This window comes from Cellvibrio sp. ATLC23, assembly GCF_057196725.1.
In genome coordinates this window covers 263,043-279,403 of sequence record NZ_JBXUOS010000002.1, presented here as the reverse complement: position 1 = coordinate 279,403, position 16,361 = coordinate 263,043, and the positions used below count along the sequence as shown (strand labels likewise).

At 46.4% G+C, this 16,361-nt stretch carries 11 protein-coding genes; 10 read left to right on the top strand and 1 reads right to left on the bottom strand.

Annotated features, from left to right (window positions below; all coding sequences use genetic code 11):
• Nucleotides 1-57 precede the first annotated feature (57 nt).
• The 10 genes from AC2CG4_RS04220 to AC2CG4_RS04175 all read left to right on the top strand — a co-directional run bounded on the left by AC2CG4_RS04220 (nucleotide 58) and on the right by AC2CG4_RS04175 (nucleotide 14,660).
• Nucleotides 58-3,102 (top strand): TonB-dependent receptor, encoded by a 3,045-nt coding sequence (locus tag AC2CG4_RS04220; protein ID WP_484485083.1) that lies wholly within the window; start codon nucleotides 58-60, stop codon nucleotides 3,100-3,102.
• A gap of 112 nt (nucleotides 3,103-3,214) precedes the next feature.
• Entirely contained in the window at nucleotides 3,215-5,467 is a 2,253-nt protein-coding gene (locus AC2CG4_RS04215; RefSeq protein WP_484485082.1) for a chondroitinase-B domain-containing protein, read from the top strand.
• A gap of 49 nt (nucleotides 5,468-5,516) precedes the next feature.
• Nucleotides 5,517-7,760, top strand: coding sequence for an alginate lyase family protein (locus AC2CG4_RS04210; RefSeq protein ID WP_484485081.1), 2,244 nt, complete (start codon nucleotides 5,517-5,519; stop codon nucleotides 7,758-7,760).
• A gap of 43 nt (nucleotides 7,761-7,803) precedes the next feature.
• The gene (locus AC2CG4_RS04205; RefSeq protein ID WP_062062323.1) at nucleotides 7,804-8,151 is read left to right on the top strand and encodes a cupin domain-containing protein; all 348 of its coding nucleotides are present in this window, start codon (nucleotides 7,804-7,806) and stop codon (nucleotides 8,149-8,151) included.
• Complete coding sequence (locus AC2CG4_RS04200; RefSeq protein ID WP_484485080.1) at nucleotides 8,148-9,428, top strand: MFS transporter; 1,281 nt, start codon at nucleotides 8,148-8,150, stop codon at nucleotides 9,426-9,428. The genes AC2CG4_RS04205 and AC2CG4_RS04200 overlap by 4 nt, the downstream gene beginning before the upstream one ends.
• Nucleotides 9,429-9,468: 40 nt before the next feature.
• Nucleotides 9,469-10,401, top strand: coding sequence for a sugar kinase (locus AC2CG4_RS04195; protein ID WP_484485079.1), 933 nt, complete (start codon nucleotides 9,469-9,471; stop codon nucleotides 10,399-10,401).
• 206 nt (nucleotides 10,402-10,607) lie between these two features.
• On the top strand, nucleotides 10,608-11,435 hold the full coding sequence (gene tpiA / locus AC2CG4_RS04190) for a triose-phosphate isomerase (RefSeq protein ID WP_484485078.1): 828 nt from the start codon (nucleotides 10,608-10,610) through the stop codon (nucleotides 11,433-11,435).
• Between the two features lie 18 nt (nucleotides 11,436-11,453).
• Nucleotides 11,454-12,533 carry a class II fructose-bisphosphate aldolase gene (gene fbaA / locus AC2CG4_RS04185; protein ID WP_484485077.1) on the top strand — a complete coding sequence of 360 codons (1,080 nt, stop codon included), beginning with the start codon at nucleotides 11,454-11,456 and terminating at the stop codon, nucleotides 12,531-12,533.
• A gap of 195 nt (nucleotides 12,534-12,728) precedes the next feature.
• Nucleotides 12,729-13,760 carry a class 1 fructose-bisphosphatase gene (locus AC2CG4_RS04180; RefSeq protein WP_484485307.1) on the top strand — a complete coding sequence of 344 codons (1,032 nt, stop codon included), beginning with the start codon at nucleotides 12,729-12,731 and terminating at the stop codon, nucleotides 13,758-13,760.
• Between the two features lie 42 nt (nucleotides 13,761-13,802).
• Complete coding sequence (locus AC2CG4_RS04175) at nucleotides 13,803-14,660, top strand: amidohydrolase family protein (RefSeq protein WP_484485076.1); 858 nt, start codon at nucleotides 13,803-13,805, stop codon at nucleotides 14,658-14,660.
• A 163-nt stretch (nucleotides 14,661-14,823) separates the two neighbouring features.
• On the opposite strand, the gene AC2CG4_RS04170 is transcribed toward AC2CG4_RS04175, so the two are convergent.
• A complete protein-coding gene (locus AC2CG4_RS04170; protein ID WP_484485075.1) occupies nucleotides 14,824-15,990 on the bottom strand; it encodes a lytic polysaccharide monooxygenase in 1,167 nt (388 codons plus the stop codon).
• Nucleotides 15,991-16,361: the final 371 nt, after the last annotated feature.

Sequence of the window (16,361 nt, the reverse complement as noted above, 5' to 3'; positions counted from 1 at the left end):
GGTCTTAACTGTTAAGATTTTGTGGTTAGTAACAATAATATTCACGAGGACAGCAGAATGCCTGCACAACTACCGGTAAAACGCAACAAGCTTGCAGAGGCTTTGGCGTTATTAAATCTAAAATCAAGCTTGAGCCCACTGCTCTATTCGTCAGCCCTGCTTGGTTTGATGGGTGTTCCCGCTATAGCGCAGACCACACCTGACGCAACTAAAGAGAATGCTTCAGGTGTGGTTGAAGAAGTAGTCGTAACCGGATTGCGAGCCACAATGACTCGCTCTATGGATGTAAAAAGAGAAAACACGGCAATTGTGGATGCTATAGCAGCATCTGACTTTGGTGGTTTGCCTGGTCTGTCTATGTCCGATGTTATTGAAAATATCACCTCGGTTTCAGGTCATCGCGGTAAGGGCAGTGCATCTGAAATGTCTATTCGTGGCCTTGGCCCCTTTTTGGGCTCTGGCACCTTTAATGGCCGTGTGGTTACCAGTGCGGGTTATACGCGCGCAGTGAACTACAAAAAATTCCCTTCAGACTTGAGCGACAAAGTGACTGTGTATAAATCACAGCAGGCAGATCTGGTAGAAGGTGGTGTAGCTGGTACGGTCAACATTAACTCGTTGCGCCCACTGGATTTTGGTCGCCGTAAAATCACTGTTGATGTAAGCGCAATTTACAATGAGGTGAGTGCAAACCAAGACGGCGAAAATGGGCTTGGCAATGAGCAAACCATTTCCTATGTAGACCAGTTTGATACAGATAATTTTGGTAAGTTAGGTGTGACCCTTGGTTTTCAACGCACTGACTCGGCCAATCCCGAAGAAACTATCACAATGAGTAGCGGCACCATGGTCGCGTGCGCTAGCCGTAAAGCTGATGGTACGCCGGTCACTTCTGGCACAAATGCGCGCTGCGAAACATCTGCTGCTACAGGTGTAACGCGCGACAACTACGACAGCTTTGATCCTGATTCTATTTATGTACGCTCTGGCTCCTATACTTGGCGCAATCAGACTGATGGCGACTATCGCGAAGGTCTGGTAGGTGCGGTTCAGTGGCAGCCCAATGAGCGTTGGGATATTAATGCGGACATAGTGACTTCAGACAATTCCTATTTTGAAAATCGCCACGATTTTGTGTTGACCGATACCCGTCGCGACCTGCGCGACCAAGTAGTCAGTCAAGATCATTCGCTGTGGTACTCCACTGGTGCTTCTAAAGTTGAAACTCAGGGCTACTACCGTTTAGAGCAAGAAACCTACCTTGGTTGGGGCTTAAATGCAGCTTTTGATGCGACCGATAATTTAACGCTGGAAGGTGATATCTCCTATTCCCGTTCGCATCGCGACCGCAGTAGTTTCCAGTCGCGCTTGGGTACTGATGCCTATATCAACTACTCCATCAGCAATATGGATTCATTTGTACCGCAACTGGAGTTTCTCGATAAGAGTCGCCGCAGTGCAGACGATGCGGGCTTTGTTGCGAGTGAAGCATTTAATCCGGCCGATCCAGCGAGCTGGTCGATGGCCAACAACGCCAATCGAACCGTTGCTAAATATCGCCGCCAACTGGAAGAGCGTTTCGACACGATTGCCGCTGCACGTTTTGATGCGGAATATAAATTCGATACTGGCGTGATTTCCAAAGTCAAAGCCGGTGTGCGCTACTCGGAACAAGAGCTTTATTCCGATCAGGATACCGATTCAATGTGGAACCCGGTAACCGGAAAAGTAGAACAGCGTGAATACAATGTTACGGGTGCACCTACAGTTGATCGTATTGTTGACAATTGCTTTATCGGTTGGACCAATTCAGATTTTCTCGGCACTGTTGGTGGCTCGGGCTTCCCTGATGGCGGCTATGCGCAACTCGATGGACGCTGTGGTTTCGGCATTATGTCGGGTTACAACAGCGATGGTACTTTTGCTGACTTTGGTAAGTTGGCAGACCGCCGCAGCGTAGGTGATGACGTAATCAATGAAGATGTATTTGCCGCCTATGTGATGGGAAGTTTTGAAGGCAATCTGGGCGTGCCTGTTACCGGTAATGTTGGTGTACGTGTGGTGAATACCAAGGTGACATCTACCGGTTACTCCAGAGAATATGATTTGGATACCCGTGAAGAAAATGGTGAAACTTTTTACTCGCTGGTCGCGGTCACTGGTGGCGATGTAACTGAGTTTACCAATGAGCACAGTGTCACTACCGTGCTGCCAAGCTCTAATATCACCTTCTATCTTGAAGACGATTTATTGTTGCGCGGTGCACTTTATCGCGCCATGTCACGTCCTAATTTGCAAGACATGGGTTCTGGTCGCCTGCTGGTTGAAGGTAGCGACAATATTACCAACCCCAATGACTTGATTGCTCGTGCGTCGGGCGACAATCCATTTTTAGAGCCATTGTTATCCGATAATGCCGACATATCGCTGGAGTGGTACCCGAGTAAAGATTCATCTATCTCGTTGGCTTACTACTACAAAAATTTCAAAGCTAATTTCCGGGAAGTGTTAATTCCTACTACAGTAACTATTGAAGGCGTAAATATAGAAACCGAATTACTCACCGGCACCTATACTGATGATTCGGCACGTCTTACTGGTTGGGAGTTAGCAGGTCAGCATAGTTTTACTTGGTTGCCCGCGCCGTTTGATGGCTTTGGTGTGAAGCTCGCTTATAACTATGCCGATTCTGATTTCGAAAACGAAGACCCTATCTTTGGTGCGCAATACGATGAGACTGGTGCAAAAATCGCAGAGGCTTATCCATTTGCTAAACCCGCCAATCTGTTTGGCTTTTCTAAAGAAGTGTTTTCTGGTTCGGTATTTTGGGAAAACGAAGACTGGGAAATTCGCGCGCTATATAAATCCCGCTCGCGTTACTTCCAACCTAATGAAGACCCGGCATCAAACCGTTATGTAGAACCGTTTGAATATGTGGATGTGTCTATCTCTTACAACATTTTGGATAACCTGAAAGTATCTTTACAGGGCATCAATGTGTTGGAAGAGCCGCAATATTTCACTCGCGCGGTTGACGATTTAACGGCGGGTATCTCGGCCTCAGGTACTAAATACTATTTGAAATTAAAAGCTACTTTCTAAACTGGTTGTTGTTTTTGCTCGTGGAAGTTGGGTGAAACACGGATCGATTAAGGTGCGTGTTTCACCATTTTTATTCAATCCCAGCGCTACACAATGTTGATGAGGTAATGCAATGCAATGGTTCGGAAAAATCTTTAGTGTTCTGGTGCTCGGTTTGTCACTGAGTGCTCAGCTATTGGCAAAAGATGTTCTGGTTGAAAGCCAAAGCGCGTTTAAGTCAGCACTGAAAAAAGTAGTGCCGGGCGATGCCATAGTGTTAAAAAATGGTGTCTGGTCTGATTTTGAAATTGGTTTTTTTGCAGAGGGCACTGCCCAGCAACCCATTACCTTACGCGCGGAAACGCCCGGTAAGGTAATCATCTCCGGCCTTTCTAACTTACGTTTGGCGGGAAACTATTTAGTTGTAGAAGGGTTGGTGTTTAAAAATGGCTATACCCCTACAGAGGAAGTGATTGCGTTTAAGCGCAACGATACCCATTTGGCAAATCACTCCCGTGTCACCCAGGTGGTGATCGATAATTTTAATAACCCCGATCGCGACTCCTCCGATTATTGGGTCGCGTTATACGGTAAGCATAACCGCTTTGATCATAGCTATTTGGCTGGCAAGCGTAATTTGGGCGTGACCATGGCAGTACGCTTGAACAGCTCCGATAGCCAGCAAAATCATCACCGAATTGATCACAATTATTTTGGTCATCGCCCAATTCTTGGTTCCAATGGCGGCGAAACCTTGCGGGTAGGCACAAGCACCTATTCGCTGACTGACTCTCATACGGTCATTGAAAATAATTATTTCGATCGCTGCGACGGCGAGGTAGAAATTATTTCAATTAAGTCCGGCAAAAATGTTATCCGCAACAACGTGTTTTTTGAGGCGCGCGGAACCCTGACCTTGCGTCACGGCAACGGCAATTTGGTTGAAGGCAATGTGTTTTTCGGAAATGGCGCAGAGCACACCGGTGGTATCCGCGTTATTAATAGCGACCAAGTGGTGCGCAATAACTATTTGGAAGGTTTAACCGGAACCCGTTTTGGCAGTGGTTTTGCGGTAATGAATGGCACAATCAATGCGCCGATCAATCGCTATGGTCAAGTGGTTAATGCACAGATTGAAAACAATACGTTTATCAATGTCGATAATATTCAGTTAGGTGCTGGCAGCGATGCAGAGCGAAATGCGCCACCAGTGAATAGCCGTATGCAGAAAAATTTGGTGTTCAATGATGCCGCTGCCGACGTATTTAAAATTTTTGATGATATGAGCGGAATCGCGTTTGCAGATAATGTTCTGCACAACGCGGATTCAGCGAATTTAAAACAAGGCTTTAGCAGGACAAAATTAACCATGAAGCGTAATTCGGCGGGATTGTTAATGCCGCAGGGTGATGCGTATAAAAATGTCGGTGCGCCTGCATCGCTGCAGCCTATTAAAAAATCAGCAGTGGGTCCGCAGTGGTATGAGAAAAAAGCGGATCGAGTGGAGTTTGGTTCAGGCAAGGTGATTAATGTTAAAGCCGGAGTAGAAAACTCCCTGTTTAATGCTATAGCAGCAGCTGCAACCGGCGATGAATTAGTCCTAGCGCCTGGCCGCTATAAAATTGCCAAGCTTTTGGAAATTAATAAGGTGCTAAGTATTCGCGCTAAAAAATCCGGCACTGTAGTGATATTGCCGGGGCGCACTACCTTATTTGAAATCCAAAATGGCGGCTCCTTAAAACTGAGCAATCTCACTATTGATGGCAGTGAAAGCCCGGACTCGGCAGGCAATATTCTGATTCGTACACTTAAGAGTGGTATGTATGTCAGTTACCGGTTGATTGTTGAAAATACCAAAGTGGAAAATTTAAATATCAATCACTCACATCATTTTTTAAATGCTGGCAGTCGCAGTTTGGCAGAAGAAATTCATATCCAGAATTCAGAATTTAACAAGATTACCGGCGATCTGTTGAAGTTGGATAAAGAGATTGACGACCTCGGTAATTACAATGCTGAAACACTCATTATGGATAAGAATCGTTTTACCAATATTGAGGGTGTCTTACTCAGTATGTATCGCGGCGGAACCGACGAAAGTACTTTTGGTCCACATTTTTTATTTACAAATAACCATGTTGAAAAAGTGGGGCAGGGTAGTCGTAACAAACGTCAGGCATCGCTTTATCTACACGGAGTGCAATTTACGCGCATTAACAACAGTCAGTTTATGGATACGGCAGGCATTGTGATTGAGCATACCGTTGGCGATCCCGATACTGAAATTCGAGCCAATCGTTTTGCCAAAGTACCCGCTCTTAAGGTAACTGAGTTGCACACCAAAGGCGCTTCTACTGTGCAGTATATCGACAACCGTGAAGAGTAACGTTGAGTCAGCCCTATTGCTCTACTAGTTAAATAATCTGGATTTCCTTATGAAAAAAGCAACGATAACAATGCATAAAAGCCTGCTTTCTCGTCTTGGATTGCTTGCACTTTTTGTCTGCTATGGCCTTGCTGAATATGCACTTGCGGATGACGCAACAGCGAAGTCACACCCTGCCTTGGTTGTGACCGCGCAAGATGTTAAAGACATGCGGGCAGAAGTTGCGCGCAAAGGGCGTTTTCAAGCCGAATTTCAAGCTAAAAGAGCGCAGCTGGATATAAAACTGACGCAACCAAAACAAGTGCCGGTGCCGCGCGATTCCGGTGGTGGCTTTACTCATGAAGTGCATAAAAACAATGCACAAACTATGTACGATGCGGCAATTGTCTATCAATTAACGGGCGATAAAAAGTACGCCAGTTATGTGCGCGATCTGTTGTTGATGTACGCAGATTTGTACCCGACTCTGCCTTTGCATCCGCAGCGTAAAACAGATTCGGTTATATCGGCGGGCAAACTATTTTGGCAGAACCTGAATGAATCGGTTTGGTTGGTTTATACCATTCAAGCTTACGATGCAGTAATGCCTGCACTCACAGTGACCGAACGCAAAAAAATTGAAGCGGGAATTTTGCGCCCGGTAGCACTGTTTTTATCCGAGGGTTCACCGCATACCTTTAACACTATTCACAACCACGCGACCTGGGCAACCTGTGCGGTGGGTATGACCGGTTATGTACTGGGTGAACAGGAGTGGGTAGAGCAAGCTCTTTACGGTGCGGATAAATCCGGTAAAGGCGGCTTTCTTCGCCAGCTAGATGAATTGTTTTCACCACAGGGTTACTACACCGAAGGTCCCTACTATCAGCGTTATGCGCTGCTGCCCTTTGTGACTTTTGCCAAGGCGATTGCGGTGAATGAGCCGCAGCGAAAAATATTTTCCTATCGCGATGGCATAGTATTAAAAGCAGTGAACACCACCATTCAATTGAGTTACAACAATTTATTTTTCCCTATTAATGATGCGATTAAAGATAAGGGCTTAAATACCATCGAATTGGTCAATGGTGTTGCTATCGCTTATTCCGCAACAAAAGATGCGGGTTTGTTAGCGATCGCCAAACAGCAGAATAAAATTATTCTCACTGGCGATGGTCTGCGTGTTGCGCAGGCATTAGATCAGCATTTGGAGCAACCTTACGCATTTTCATCCATGGTCTTTCAGGATGGTGCCAAAGGCGATGCTGGCGGTTTGGTGGTGATGCGCGAACAGGATCAAGCTTTAGTATTTAAAGCAACCGCTCAAGGTATGGGGCATGGCCATTTCGATAAATTAAATTGGCTGTTCTACGACAAAGGCGCAGAAATTGTTTCAGATTATGGTGCGGCGCGCTTTTTAAATGTCGAAGCAAAATTTGGTGGGCGCTATTTGCCCGAAAATAAAACCTACGCCAATCAAACCATTGCCCATAACACGTTGGTGGTGGATGAAACCAGTCATTTTAACGGTGACACTGATGTGGGTGATCGCAACCACCCAGAGCTGCTTTATTTTGCCAATGAAGGCGCGTTAAAGATTTCTGCTGCACGGGTAGACAATGCTTACCCGGATGTTGAATTTGTACGCACTATGGCACAAGTCAGCCATAAAAAATTAGCCCAGCCAGTAGTATTGGATTTATTGACGGTAAAGGCTAGTAAGGCGCATCAATTAGATTTGCCCCTGCAATATAAAGGGCACTTGGTAGAAACCAATTTTAGCTTGAATACGGCTACTCAAACGCTAGCGCCGCTGGGCAAAAAATTTGGTTATGAACATTTGTGGTTAAAAGCTACAGCCACCGCCGAAAAACCGCTGAGTCAAATCACCTGGTTAAATGATAATGGTCGCTTTTATACACTCAGCACACTTGCTCAAGCTGATATGAAAATACTGTTTACCCAAATTGGAGCGAATGATCCGAATTTTAATTTGCGCACTGAAAATGCTTTTGTGCTGCGTATACCCAGTGCAAAAAATGCCGCATTTGCCAGCGTATTTGAACCGCACGGCGAATATAACCCGGTCAGTGAATTTACCACCGCTGCCAACAGTCAGGTGAGCGTTATAGCCCATCAACAACAGGGCAATATAGATCAATTGAGTGTTGAATTTAACAATGGTTTGAAACTGCTACTGTTAGTAAACAATGCCCGTAAATTTGATGAGCAAAAAATAAATAAGGTTACAGTTAAGGGTAAGTCGTATTCGTTTCGCGGACGTTTCCGTCTGGTAGACCTTACCGAAAACTAAAAATACCAACTATTCACAGTCTTTCCACGAAGGGGATTATTTTATGACAACAAGTAAAGATTTTATATTTAGCGAAGAAACTCCCAAGGTAGATTTGGGCGGCGGCATGGTTCGCCAGGTGCTTGGCTATAACAAAGATTTAATGGTGGTGAAGGTCTGGTTTGCGGCTGGCACAGAAGGCTATGTTCACAGCCACGTTCACTCGCAAGTTGCCTATATCGCCAAAGGTGTTTTTGATGTGAATCTCGGCGGTGTTATTAAGCGCATGAAAGAGGGCGATAGCTTTTTTGTTGCACCCTATGTTGAGCATGGCGCGGTGTGTATTGAAGAAGGTATTTTGATTGATACGTTTAGTCCGTATCGTGAAGATCTCTTAGAGGCAAAAGTATGAGCCAGAAAACTGTAAAAAACTTGCGCTGGCTTGTTATTACTTTAGTCGGGCTTGCGACGGTAATTAACTATATCGACCGCACTGCGCTTTCTGTTATGTGGCCAGGCATAGCGGAAGAGCTGGGCATGGATAAACAGGATTACGCCAATATCATTACGGTGTTTATGATTTCCTATGCGATTGGTCAGTCGCTTTTCGGAAAAATATTCGATGCGCTAGGTACACGTATTGGTTTTTTATTGTCGATTGTGGTTTGGTCGGTTTCGATTGCGCTACATGCGGTTGCCAGCTCGGTAATGAGCTTCAGTATTTTCCGTTTTTTCCTCGGCTTGGGTGAGGCGGGAAACTGGCCTGGCGCAACCAAAGCGAATGCTGAATGGTTTCCGGTACGCGAGCGCGCATTGGCACAAGGTATATTTGGGGCAAGTGCTTCTATGGGGTCAATTATTGCACCGCCCCTTATTGCTTTTATGTATGCCTTTCTTGGCTGGAAAGCCACGTTTTTGATTATTGGTGGTCTTGGCTTTTTGTGGGTAGTGCCTTGGCTGATTATTTATAAGTCCTCACCAGACTCTCACCCTTGGATTAGCCCTGAAGAACGCGAATATATTTTATCCGGCCAAAAAGTAACTGAGACCACAGAACAAGAATATGTGCCTGGTTGGTTGGAATTATTAAAACATCGCCAAAGCTGGAGTGTGATTTTTTCGCGCTTTTTTATCGACCCTATCTGGTGGTTGTTTGTGGCCTGGTTGCCGTTATATTTGAATGAAAAATTTGGTTTCGATGTAAAACAAATTGGTATTTTCGCATGGGTGCCTTACGTGGGTGCTGCAATTGGCGCTTTGTTTGGCGGTTGGCTAGCAGGTCGTTTAATCAAACGTAATTGGTCAGTCAATAAAGCGCGCAAAACGGTAATCACGTTAGGTTGCGTGATTATGATGCCCGCGTTGATTTTGACTTCAATGGCTCATACACCTTTACTCGCGGTGTTATTAATTGCCGTTATTTTGTTTGGCTTCCAGGCTGCCATTAGCAACATTCAAACTATGCCGAGTGATTTTTTCTCGGGCAAAAGCGTGGGTTCTTTGGCGGGTATGAGTGGCACTTCGGCAGTATTGAGTGTGATTATCAGCATCCAGTTGGTACCTATGCTGACTGCCGGTGGAAATTACGGCCCATTCTTTGTACTGGGCGCGGCGCTAGTGCCATTAGTATTGGCTTCGGTGTTTCTCGCTGGGCGTATTGAGCCGGTGGCAAAACCCGACAGCAAATAGTCAATGGTGTGCGGATTAACGGTTGAGTAAAGAGTTATTTATGAGTCAGATATTTCTCATGGGCGAGTGTATGGCAGAGTTGCAAGAGATCGAACCCGGTCACTTGCGCCAATCATTTGCAGGCGATTTTTATAATACGGCGGTGTATTTAAAGCGTGCCTTTGCCCACATAGATACTTGCCTGTTAACCGCAGTAGGCAATGACAAATTGAGTGAAGCCATGCTCGCATACTGTGCAAAAGAGCAATTGGATTGTGCATCAGTAGTGCGTTCGCCGACCCGTATTCCAGGGCTCTATTGGATTAACACCGATGCGGAAGGCGAGCGCACCTTTACTTACTGGCGTGAAAATTCTGCCGCGCGACAACTTATGTCGCTGATGGATGAAGTGGTCCGCGAGCGCTTGCTGCACGCAGATTGGTTTTTCTTTTCAGGCATTTCACTGGCTGTTTTGGAGCCGCAGGATCGCCCTTTATTTTGGGCGCTACTGGCCGATTTAAAACGCGCTGGTGTAAAAATTGCCTTTGATCCTAATTACCGCGCGCGGTTGTGGCCAGATGCGAATATCGCCAAACAAAATTTTGAAAAAGCATTTGGCTTTTGCGATTTGTTGTTACCCGGTGTCGATGATTTTGTGCAGCTCTATGGTTTGGCCGAGGTGAACCAAATTCGCGCTTTATTAAGCCAATTTCATATCGCTGAAGTGGTATTGAAAAATGGTCCAGCTGAAATTTGTTATATCGCTGGCGATGCCCTAGACATTTATCCGGTCACGCCTGCCAGCAACGTTGTTGATACCACCTCTGCCGGCGATTCGTTTAATGGTGTGTTTTTGGGCGCGCGTATGTCGGGCAGGTCGGTGGCGACCGCTATTGAATGGGCGGCACGCACGGCAGGTTTGGTGATCCAACATCCTGGCGCCATTATTCCGGAGCAAATTTTTATCGATTTTTGGAGCGGCCTCACTGCTTAACAATCTGCTGAGTGATGTGTTGCGGAGCAATAGATCACTCATCGATTTTATGTGTAAGGTTTTATCCAAAAAGTTCTTTTCGTAAGTCAATTTTGCGTTGGATGTTAGCTTCAGTCGTGCATTGCACAGCTGCGGGTAACTATTGCCGATCACTTTGTACTGAATAACCTTGTCCCGAATCAGTATTCGGTATTATCAGGAAGAAAATGATGAATGCTCAACAGCACAAGCGTAAGCCCATGGTTATTGCCAATTGGAAGCTCAATGGCGGCATAGATTTAATTTGTACCTCGGTGGCTTCCTTTATCGGCAAACATTTTGAAACGCAAATTGCGATTTGTCCGCCCTATATTTATATGCGCGATATGCTCACCTTTTTGCAGCATTCAGAGATCAGTATCGGCAGCCAGAATGTCAGCAAGTTTGAATCGGGCGCTTACACAGGTGAGACCTCGGCGCAAATGCTAAAACAGGCGGGTTGTAAACTTTGTTTGATTGGCCACTCAGAGCGCCGCGCGATGTTTCGCGAAAATAACCAGAGCTGTCAGATTAAAGTGCAAACCGCGCTTAATCACGGTCTCTTGCCCGTGTTGTGTATTGGGGAAAATCTGGAAGAGCGCGATGCCAATATCACAAAAGACGTTATTTTTCGTCAACTCAGTGAAGGTTTGGAAAATATTAATCTGGATGGTAAAGATTTATGTGTCGCCTATGAGCCAGTCTGGGCAATTGGTACCGGGCTTGCTGCAACCCCAGAAATGGCGCAGGAAGTGCATCAATTTATTCGCCGTGAATTGGCAGCGTTATTGGGTCAGGCTACGGCGGAGCGTATTCGTTTGTTATACGGCGGCAGCGTTACTAAAACCAATGCCAAAGAGCTGTTGGCGCAAACCGATATCGACGGTTTGTTAGTGGGTGGCGCAAGCCTTGACCCAGGCCATTTTTTAGCGATTTGTCAGCAGGTATCCGAGCAGGCCATTGCCAAAGGCAATCAACCTGATACCGCGCCGCAGTCTGCAGCTTCAATTAATTAATCGGGACAGGTGATCATGATGAGTAATCTTGTGAATGTAGTACCTGCCGGTGTCGCAACCGGTGATCAAGTACAAATGTTATTTAGTATTGCCAAGCAGCAGGGGTTTGCGTATCCCGCCGTCAATGTTGTGGGCACTAACTCGATCAACGCGACTTTGGAAGCAGCAAAAAAAATTAATTCACCCGTCATTGTGCAGTTATCCCAAGGCGGTTCGGCATTTTTTTTAGGTAAGGGTTTGTCCTTGCCCGGTTTGGAAAGCTCGGTATTGGGTGCAGTGGCTGCGGCTAAATATGTGCATACCGTTGCCGAAGCCTATGGCGTGCCAGTAATTTTGCATACGGATCACGCGGCAAAAAAATTATTGCCCTGGATTGATGGTTTGCTCGATGCGGGCGAAACGTTTTTTGCTGAAACCGGTAAGCCTCTCTTCAGTTCGCATATGCTGGATTTATCGGAAGAGTCGCTGGAAGAAAATATTGATATCTGCTCGCGCTATTTGGTGCGTATGAGCAAGATGGGCATGACCTTGGAAATCGAATTAGGGTGCACCGGTGGTGAAGAAGACGGTGTAGATAATTCCGGGATGGATAGCTCGGCGCTTTATACCCAGCCGGAAGATGTGGCCTATGCCTATGAGCGTTTAAGTGCAATCAGCCCGCGTTTCACTATTGCGGCCTCCTTTGGCAATGTGCACGGTGTTTATAAACCCGGCAATGTAAAACTCACTCCGGAAATTTTGAAAAATTCACAATCCTATGTGAGTGAAAAATTTAATCTGCCGCACAATAGTTTGGATTTTGTTTTTCATGGCGGTTCAGGTTCTGACCCAGCGGAAATCGCTGAGTCCATCAACTATGGGGTAATCAAAATGAATATAGATACAGATACCCAATGGGCGGCTTGGCAGGGAGTAATGGATTACTACAAAACCAATCAAGATTATTTGCAGGGGCAGATTGGCAACCCCAAAGGTGCCGATGCGCCGAATAAAAAATATTATGATCCACGCGTTTGGCTGCGCAGCCTGGAAGAAAGTATGGTGTTGCGTTTGCAGCAATCGTTTCGCGATTTAAATTGCGTTGGTCGCTATAGCTAAATCAAATCCGCTCTTTGAGCGGATCTATATCAACCCCTTTTTTTAACCCAATGAAGCATTATTTTTATGATTAATTCAGCGCAATACGCAATGCATTCTATTAGCAATGAACTGGCTAAGCGGTCAGCGGCCAATAAACAGAATCCAGCGATTGTTGCCAGCTCAATTAATCGCAATTTCAGAAGGTATATGCCAATGCAAGACCTGGAAAATTGTCTCAATCACGATAAGGTTGCCGCCGAACTAAAAAGTGTTGTTACCACACTGATTGACGTCACCAAAGAAATAGCATTCGCAGTTCGTCAAGGTGCATTGGCCGGGGTGTTGGGTTCGGCGCAAGTGGAAAATGTGCAAGGCGAGACACAAAAGAAATTGGATGTCATCGCCAATGATTTATTGAAATCGGCGTTGAGCGAAAATAGTTGTGTACGCGCCTTGGCCTCTGAAGAAGAGGAGCATGTTGTCGCACTGCATCAATCGGGTAAATATATTGTCGCGTTTGATCCGCTGGATGGTTCATCAAATGTCGATATCAATGGTCAGATAGGCACTATCTTTACTATCTACCCCGCATTGGAAAATGTTGCCGCAGATAGCCCCGCACAATTTTTTCAGCTGGGCAAAAATCAGTTGTGTGCAGGTTATGTTCTTTACGGTGCATCCACTTTATTGGTGTTGACCAGCGGCGGTCCGACCCGCTGTTTTACCCTCGACCCACACAGCAATGAATGGGTGTTAACTAATGCGCAGCTGCAGGTTCCGCAAAATACGCAAGAGTTTTCCATCAATATGGCCAACCAACGTTTTTGGAGCGATAACTTTAAGCGCTATGTTGCAGATCTATTGTTGGGTGAAACCGGAGTGCGCGGCAAGCGTTTTAATATGCGCTGGAATGCAGCCATGGTGGGCGATGTGCACCGGGTATTAACCCGTGGCGGTATTTTTATGTACCCCAATGACAACCGCAACCCGCGTCAGCCAGCAAAATTGCGTTTACTTTATGAAGCGAATCCTATGGCGTTGTTAATTGAAAACGCAGGCGGCAAAGCTTGCAGTGAAGCGATGAATAAAATCCAGCGCATTTTGGAAATTACTCCTGAGTCGCTGCATCAGCGGGTGTCGGTTGTACTCGGCTCGGCCAATGAAGTGGATATTTGCAATACCTATTTATTTAAACGCGATCAACAGGCCGAGCCGGTGTTGATCGAGAATGATGAAGCCTATTAAGTTTTTAATCGCTGTGACTGCGTGCGGCAGAGATAGATTGAATTGATTGTTGATTCCCATGTGCACATCTGGGCGCCCCACTGTGCGGCGCGCCCATGGCCCAATTCGGTGGCGGCAAAACCGCACACGGCGTATCCCGGCGTCAGTGATTGGGGCATGACCAAACAAATGCTGATTGCGGCAATGGATAGTGCAGGCGTGGATCGCGCGATTTTAATTCCGCCATCTTGGGAGGGGCATTACAACGATTTAGCCTTGGATGCAGTGCAGTCACACCCTGATCGCTTTGCCATAATGGGACGCATTTTTTTAGAGCAGCCAATGAATGATGAGCAGTTTATTCTATGGCGGCAACAGCAGGGGATGTTGGGCGTGCGCTGCATTTTTCACAGCCAGCGCTATCAACAATTATTGCGCGATGGTGCTTTCGATTGGCTTTGGCCTATGGCCGAACGTCATCACTTACCTGTCACGCTTATGTTGCCTGGTTTGGAAAATGCCTCGGGGATTATTCAGAAGTTATTGGCAAAACATCCGGCATTAAAATTATCGCTGGATCATTTAAATATCCAGCGTTCAGATGCAGACCATGTTGCGCAACAAATAGAGCAGTGGTGCGCACTGGCAAAATATAAAAATTTCGCGGTGAAAACCAGCGCGGTACCCAGTTGGTCGCAAACAGCCTATCCGTTTCGCGATACGCAGGATCATTTAAAGCGTGTGTTTGACGCTTTCGGCCCACGGCGAATGTTTTGGGGCAGTGATTTTTCGCGTTTGAATGCGACTTATCGCAGTGCAGCCGACCAATTTATTGAAACCATAGACTGGTTGAAAGGCAGTGACTTGGAATGGGTAATGGGACGCGGTATTTGTGAGTGGCTGGATTGGCGCCCTGAGTAAATATTTACTGAATTAAAAATTTCGCTGATTAAGAGTGACGACCGTAACTCTTAATTTTTTCTCCCCCACACAGCAATTGTTGTGTGGGTTTTTTTATTTATCAGTCATAAAAAACGGCAGCCGAAGCTGCCATTTTTCATCTCATAAACAAACCAATTGCTATTTACTGGCAGCTGCGTACCAGCGACCAGGCGTTAGTCCATGCCCAGCCAGTACCTGGAGCATAGGCACCGCCTTGAGAGCACCAGCCGCCTACAGTACAGCGATATTCATTGCCAACATTTTGCACCAGTGCATTAGTTGCATAACTGGCACCATTAACAAATGCGGGTGAGGTGCAATTACCGGTTGCGGTGGATGAAGCAACGGATGAGGTTACACTGCTGGCGACACTTGCTACGACCGAAGATGCAACGCTGGATGTACCGCCTTCGCTACAGGCACCTAAATCCAACCAGTAATTGTATTGGCCGCTGGTGAGTGCAGGGTCATTGCCTTGCGTCCAGTAGTTCGCCTGATAGCGTCTGCTGTTACGTTGTACTTGTTGCGGCTTGTCGTACACAGTGGTGGCATTCCAGTTGGCTAATCCGGCACAAGTGTTATTGGAAACGCTGGATGAAGCAACCGATGGTGACGAGCTGGAGGTGACCGAAACAGACGACGAACTGTTAGGTGTGCCGTACACCACATCGATACATTGGTAGAAGGCTTCCGGTGCATCGGTTACCGGATCGCGCTGCCAAATGCTGTACACAATATGGCGGCCGGTACGCGCTGGTAGATTAACCATATGAGTGGATGTGGCTTCACGATCGGATGGGCCGGATTGATGGATCTGTTCCAGATCAGACCACTTCAATGGCGTCGTTGCTGGGTTAAAGCCTTGCTTGGTAATGTAATAGCGGAAATATTTGGTCTTGTGTTGTGCGGTGTTAGTCCACACAAATGCACGAGTGCCCGCAGTGACGGTGGTTGCGCCCCAATCGCCACGCGCGAGGTTTAACCCATTCATGCTGCCAATATTGGCGCTGCACAACTTGCCGTCGGGAATCAGGCTTTGATGATTGTCATTGGCGCCGCCAATACCGATAGATTGCGGCTCATATTGGCTTGAATTACCTGCAGCAGCTGCTGCCTGACATGCAGCTGAGCTTCCGCCACCTTGCGCAGAGGTACACAAAAACGCGCGGCTTTTCGGGCTGGAAACATAACCGTGAGCACTGGCTTCTATTGCGCCTAACAGGGTTGCAGCACCTAAAACGGCAGACAAGCTGAAAGCACTAAGCGATTTGATGCGGGAAACAGCGGGTTGATTATGGATTATTTTCACTTTCACTCTCCATCTTTGATCAAGATTGTCGGATTGTTGGAATTGCTCAAAAACAAAAGTCTTTTTTTGAGCGAATAAAAAATTACACAACTCATGTGTACAATTTTTATCCGGAAATCGAGTCTACGGTGCTCGCCACAAAACGCTAGTCTGACTTTTCGCCAAAGTGGCGTTTTTACGTTCGACTTTGCGACAAAATGAAGCGAACAAGTACGAAGGGAAACTGAGGTGCCAGATGAGGTGATCAAGTTCACGTGAGGAGGGATAAATTGCGGTGGGTTATGCAACAGTATGGGAGCCATTTGCTGATGTATAACGCATTTGAAAAAAAGCCCGGTAACGGCCCCAATTGGTAAATTAGATAAATTTTT

Coding starts and splice junctions, on each gene's coding strand:
- fbaA (WP_484485077.1), top strand. CDS start 11,454: ATGAGTAATCTTGTGAATGTAGTACCTGCCGGTGTCGCAACCGGTGAT.
- tpiA (WP_484485078.1), top strand. CDS start 10,608: ATGATGAATGCTCAACAGCACAAGCGTAAGCCCATGGTTATTGCCAAT.
- AC2CG4_RS04180 (WP_484485307.1), top strand. CDS start 12,729: ATGCAAGACCTGGAAAATTGTCTCAATCACGATAAGGTTGCCGCCGAA.
- AC2CG4_RS04200 (WP_484485080.1), top strand. CDS start 8,148: ATGAGCCAGAAAACTGTAAAAAACTTGCGCTGGCTTGTTATTACTTTA.
- AC2CG4_RS04210 (WP_484485081.1), top strand. CDS start 5,517: ATGAAAAAAGCAACGATAACAATGCATAAAAGCCTGCTTTCTCGTCTT.
- AC2CG4_RS04205 (WP_062062323.1), top strand. CDS start 7,804: ATGACAACAAGTAAAGATTTTATATTTAGCGAAGAAACTCCCAAGGTA.
- AC2CG4_RS04195 (WP_484485079.1), top strand. CDS start 9,469: ATGAGTCAGATATTTCTCATGGGCGAGTGTATGGCAGAGTTGCAAGAG.
- AC2CG4_RS04220 (WP_484485083.1), top strand. CDS start 58: ATGCCTGCACAACTACCGGTAAAACGCAACAAGCTTGCAGAGGCTTTG.
- AC2CG4_RS04215 (WP_484485082.1), top strand. CDS start 3,215: ATGCAATGGTTCGGAAAAATCTTTAGTGTTCTGGTGCTCGGTTTGTCA.